The sequence below is a fragment of the Nitrososphaera sp. genome (assembly GCF_050748925.1).
Classification (GTDB): Archaea; Thermoproteota; Nitrososphaeria; order Nitrososphaerales; family Nitrososphaeraceae; genus Nitrososphaera.
Genome location: NZ_JBOGQF010000167.1, coordinates 1 through 3,443, shown reverse-complemented (window position 1 = coordinate 3,443; position 3,443 = coordinate 1). Strand labels below are relative to the sequence as shown.

Annotated in this window: 4 protein-coding genes; 3 read left to right on the top strand and 1 reads right to left on the bottom strand. The window is 55.4% G+C overall.

The genetic code is table 11. From position 1 onward, the window contains the following. The 3 genes from ACREAY_RS10775 to ACREAY_RS10765 all read left to right on the top strand — a co-directional run. Positions 1-673 (top strand): chromosome segregation protein ScpA (locus ACREAY_RS10775; RefSeq protein WP_431755773.1); only part of this gene is annotated, 673 nt, incomplete at its 5' end. Between the two features lie 23 nt (positions 674-696). Further along, complete coding sequence (gene scpB, locus ACREAY_RS10770; RefSeq protein ID WP_431755772.1) at positions 697-1,254, top strand: SMC-Scp complex subunit ScpB; 558 nt, start codon at positions 697-699, stop codon at positions 1,252-1,254. 28 nt (positions 1,255-1,282) lie between these two features. Further along, entirely contained in the window at positions 1,283-1,675 is a 393-nt protein-coding gene (locus tag ACREAY_RS10765) for a 30S ribosomal protein S8e (RefSeq protein ID WP_431755771.1), read from the top strand. A 53-nt stretch (positions 1,676-1,728) separates the two neighbouring features. On the opposite strand, the gene ACREAY_RS10760 is transcribed toward ACREAY_RS10765, so the two are convergent. Beyond that, a complete protein-coding gene (locus ACREAY_RS10760; RefSeq protein WP_431755770.1) occupies positions 1,729-3,273 on the bottom strand; it encodes an Ig-like domain-containing protein in 1,545 nt (514 codons plus the stop codon). Positions 3,274-3,443: the final 170 nt, after the last annotated feature.

Below are 3,443 nucleotides of genomic sequence, written 5' to 3'. Positions count from 1 at the left end.
GAGCATAGCGCAGCCGCCACTCAACATGCTTTTCAACCCGTCGCTCCTTGTCAGAAAAGACGTCTGGAACATTGACATTGTGCGGCTTTTGGAACTGTTCCTGAATTTGCTCAACGCGACAGGCAACAAGGACCTGCGCATATGCGGCATAGCCGCCGTCTCGTCGTCTATGATCTACAGGCTAAAGGTGGAGAGCATATTCCTGCTTGAGAAAATCGCGATGCAGAAAAAAGGCCTTGACGACCCTCAGGGCCAGCTGCCGATACCTCAGCTAAATACGCTGGAGCTGCCGTTCAGGATCGAGTCCACATATCCTGTTTCTGTCGAGGACCTGCTGCGCGTCCTTGAGAACATGATAATGGAGCTGGCAAACCCCAAGCCGCGGAGAAAGCAGGTGGAGCTGGAGCCTGTCCAGTCGTTCAACTTTGACCAGTACCTCCAGAAATTCGAACAAATAATCCAGAAATACGAAGACATGATCTTTGACATCGTGAGCGCCGACGGGATGGCCATGTTCAAGACGCTGACGGCAAACATGGACCCAGTCGAGACTGCGCGCTGCTTCCTCGCCATGCTGTACCTCGCAATGAAGGGCAGGGTCGACCTGGAACAGTCCGACGACTCGGAAGACGTCAAGATCCTGCTAAAGGCAGAGCAACCGCAAAGTAATTAATCATTCACGCTTTTACTGTCGCTGTGCGAGAGTCCCTGCCGGAAGACGAGGTGACCGCAAGGATAGAAGCGGCGCTCTATTCTGCCGGCCGGCCCCTGACTGTCGATGAATTGATTAGGGCGTCTGGCACCAACTCGAAGGAAAAGACCGTCAAGGTGCTTGCCGACCTGGTGAGAAAGGCAAAGTCGGCGTTCAAGGCCATCGAGATTGCCCAGCTTGAGGACGGCTCGTACGTTTTTCAGCTAAAGCCCTCTTATGCGCCGCTGGTGAAGCGGTTTGCGCAGCGGCCGATGATCCCTGCATCGGCTCAAAAGACCCTCACCTACATCGCCTACGAGCAGCCGGTAACCTCAAAGCGCCTCGTGCAGATACGGGGGAGCCAGGTCTACCAGCACGTAAAGGAACTTGAGCAGATGCAGTTCATAGAGCACGAGACGCTCGGCCGGCTCAAGGTGTACCGGACCACCAAAAAGTTCCAGGAATACTTCGGCATAACCGACATCAACTCTATGAAGAGCAAGCTCGTCGCAGAGGCAAACAAGGAGAGCCCCAAGCCCGCTCCACAGCCAGAAAAGTCTTAATTACAGTGCGAAACACTGGATTCCACATATGCGCAAGTCCATAGAGAACCTCGCAGGCCGCAAGATGACCGGCGGCCGCAAAGTTGCCAACAGGGGCAGGAGGAAATTTGAGATTGACAGGTATCCAAACGAGGCTGTTGCCGGTACTACTGACATCGTCATCCGCAGGGTGAGGGGCGCAAACGTAAAGGCCGCGTTCAAGACGGCCGAGTTTGCCAACGTCGTCGACTCGGACGCCAAAAAGGTGACCAAGTCCAAGATACTGAAGGTGAGCAAGAACACCGCCAACCGCGATTACGAGAGGAGGGGCGTCATCAGCAAGGGCGCCGTCATAGAGACCGAGGCGGGCTCTGCACTCGTCACCTCAAGGCCGGGCCAGAACGGCGTCGTCAACGCCGTCCTCATCAAGGCCAAGCAGTAATATTTTAGAGTTTTTAATAAAAAAGAGGTGGGGGCCGGTGCCCCTTTACAGTCCTAGTGGATCTGTATGTTTCCGCCTGTCAGCGTCGCTCCTTTTACATAGACGGTCGTGTTGGTCGGGTCTTTGATGACGATCAGGAACGAGTCGCTTGTACCCGGTTCTCCGTTGTCCTTGACCGTGACCTTGAACGTGTAGCCTTCAACGCCGTTTACCTTCGCGGTTCCCTTGAATGTCGCCGTTGTCTTGGTCGGGTCGACAGAGAGTGCCGTCATCGAGCTGCTGTGGAGCTTGATCTCCTCAAGTTTATCGTTGAACTGGAGCTGTCCTTTGAACGACGTGCCGTCGCCTGACTGGACGTTGAACCCTGCGTTGGTGTCGTTGTCCAGGTTTGCCTGGCCGCCTGTCACCTTGCCTGGCGTGCTGGGCAGCCCGAGCACGTCAACCGTAACCGTGGCAGTCGAAGTGAGGCCGTTGCCGTCATCTATGGTGTATGTAAAGCTGTCACTTGCGCCAAAGATGTCGGGGTTAGGGGTGTAGGTCACGGTGTTGTCCGGGTTGATTACTGCTGTGCCCTGCATCGGCATTGAAACTGACACCACCGTAAGCGGGTCGCCGTTCGGGTCAGAGTCATTTGCAAGGACTGCAATGTCGACCGGGGTGTCTTCAAGCGTGCTGGCAGCGTCGTCTACCGTCACTGGCGGACCCTGGACGTTGATGTAAGCCTGGGGCAGAGGTACTGACGCGCCAGAACCGTCTGGGTTGGTATAGTCGACGCTTGAGGCCCCGAGGTCGTTCACGGGCAGGTTGTCGCCTGCAAGAGACGAGCTGGCGTCAAAAGTGACGGTGAACGTCTCGGACGCAAGCAGTTTGTTGTCGTTATCGCCAACGTGCTGGGCAATGTTGCTCCACACAATTTCCGTTTGTCCGCCCGGAAGCATCGTTATGCTGTCCGGCGCTATGCTGAAGCTGGCTTCGTCGACGATATAGTCTTGCGTGACTTCTGTCAGCGTCAGGTCAGAAGGCGCCGTGTTGATGACGATTGTCTGGAGGATGGCGTTAAAGATGGCGTCAAGGTTGGCCGCGTCTGGCGTACTAAAGGACTGTCCTCCTGTTGCGCCTGCCATATCTGCCAGGGGTCCCAATGCTGCCGGGCCGAGACCTATGGCATAGATGGTGTAGCCCTTGCTTGCCGCTTCTGAAGCGGGGCCGCCAGAGCCTGCCGGAGTGTACGTTCCAAACCCGTCTGTCAAGAACACTATTGCCTTGGATGACGGGCCGACTCTGGTGTTGGCATCAAGCATGTCTATAGCCGCGTTGAGGCCTGCATTGAGGTTTGTTCCGCCTGACGAGTCTACCGCATCAATGTTGGTCTTTAATGCCGCAAAGTCCTGCGTAAGGCCGAAGGAAAAGTTCACCCCTGAATCCCAGCTGACGACTCCGCCTTGATCCCTCGACGAATCGATCTTGTCGACAAATGATTTTGCCGCAGTCTTTCTCAGCCCGGAGGGATCGTACGTTGTCATGCTGCCTGAGCTGTCTATGGAAAATACCACGTCAATTGGCACGGTTTCTGTAAGCGTGCCTCCAAAGCCTTGCACAGTTAGCGTCACCTGGGTATTGTCTGGCGAGCCTGTGCCTTGCAAGAATATGTCTGCCGGGCTGGCTGCCTTTGTTACATTTACTTCGCTAGCCGCCGATGCCGGAGCCGTCGCGGATAATGCCGCAAAAAGCAACGTTCCGATTACAGCGATTGCCAAAAATTTTTCTA